Source organism: Herbaspirillum lusitanum P6-12, from assembly GCF_000256565.1.
Lineage (GTDB): Bacteria > Pseudomonadota > Gammaproteobacteria > Burkholderiales > Burkholderiaceae_D > Herbaspirillum > Herbaspirillum lusitanum.
In genome coordinates, this window is sequence record NZ_AJHH01000343.1 from 1 (window position 1) to 1671 (window position 1671).

A 1671-nucleotide genomic window follows, 5' to 3' on the forward strand; every position below is an offset into this window, starting at 1 on the left:
GCGCGCGATCGCGGCGACCAGGCCTGATTCCGGGGCGTTATCGTTGGCCGCATTGGCGCTCACGATGACGTGGCCGTCGCGGGCGTCGATCACCAGCATGCGCGAACCATACCCGAGATTGACCGATTCGAAGATGCGCGAGAAGTGCAGCGGCCGCAAGCCGACGAACAGCGTGCCGGCGACGCGATTGTTGCCCTTGAACAGGATGTCGCGCAGCATCACCACGCTCTTCTGTCCGGCGGCGGTGCTGTAACTATCCCAGTACGGCCGGCCTTTCATGTCGGGCGCATCTTCGGCGAAGCGCGCCACGCCATCGCCGAGCTGGGCGAATACCTGCGGATCCATGATGCGATGGCGGCGATCGAGTACGTATTTCTGATTGACGTATTCGAAGGAACCGTAGTTCTCCAGCAGCAGGCGGATGATGTCGGCATGGCCGGCGGCGCGTTCGGAGGACGTCTTGCTGTAGTAGGCCGCCAGCGCATTCTGCATGCGTTCGGACATCGCCAGTTCTTCGCTCGAGGATTCGATTTTCTCGATTTGCTGGAGCATGTTCTGCGCCACCTGCTTGACCACTTCGCCTGCGAAGATGCGGACTTTTTCCTGCGAGGCATTGCTCGACTCGCGATACGCCACGACGCCGGCGATCAGCAGCGGCAGCATCGACACCAGCAAAAACGAATTGATCAACCGGTAGCGGATCTCGATCCGGCGCAACAGCTTGAGCGACAGCAGGTCGAGCATCTTCTTCATGCGACGATGCCCTTGCTGTGTTGGTCTGGAGCGGGAGCGAGCAGGCGGATCATGGCTTATTTGTTCTCCGTGCGCGCTTCATGGCGGATCGATCTGTCGAGCGTCAAGGCAGCCTGGCGCGGCGAAACCTTGCCGAACAGGACCTGTTGCAGCAGCGGATGCAGCAAGTCGATGGTGTTGGTCGGCAGATAGGAATAATAGGGCGGCGCCGTCAGGGCAAAACGTGGGGTGTGGAAGTATGACGATTTGTGGCACGGTATTTACCTTTAATGACTTTGTCTTTTACGAAACTTCATCCAATTTCTTGCCTGCCAGCGCGGCATGGACGCTACGATCCATGCGGCGGGCGGCGAATTCTTCTGTGCCATGCGCAAGCGCTTCCACCGACGCCTTGATTGCCAGGTGATCGTCACTTTGCGCCTTCTCGCGCACGATCTCGATCAGCGCGGCAATGTCGATACGTTCCTGTTCGGTGAGCAATGCGCTGTCGGCATCCAGCGCCGATTGCGTCGCCAGGATGATGCGCTCGGCCTCGACCTGCTCTTCGCGCAGGGCGCGGCGTTTCATGTCTTCATCGGCTGACTGGAAGGAATCCTGCAGCATGCGTGCGACGTCGTCGTCGGCCAGGCCGTAGGAAGGTTTGACCGTGATCGCCGCTTCCACCCCTGAGGTCATTTCACGCGCCGACACCGACAGCAAGCCGTCGGCATCGACCTGATACGTTACGCGAATACGCGCAGCGCCAGCGGCCATCGGTGGAATACCGCGCAGCTCGAAGCGCGCCAGCGAACGGCAGTCAGTCACCAGCTCGCGCTCGCCCTGCACCACATGCACTGCCAGCGCAGTCTGGCCGTCCTTGAACGTCGTGAACTCTTGCGCGTTCTGGCGCTTGTTCTGCTGGATCGCAAAGCCTGCGCC

General features: G+C 60.7%; 2 protein-coding genes. Both read right to left on the reverse strand.

Going from position 1 to position 1671, the window contains the following annotated elements; all coding sequences use genetic code 11:
- A partial coding sequence (locus tag HLUSI_RS0110955; RefSeq protein WP_016834027.1) for a cache domain-containing protein occupies positions 1-753 on the reverse strand: 753 nt, incomplete at its 3' end.
- Between the two features lie 282 nt (positions 754-1035).
- The coding region (locus HLUSI_RS0110965; protein ID WP_016834029.1) for an Hsp70 family protein at positions 1036-1671 on the reverse strand (636 nt) is incomplete at its 5' end.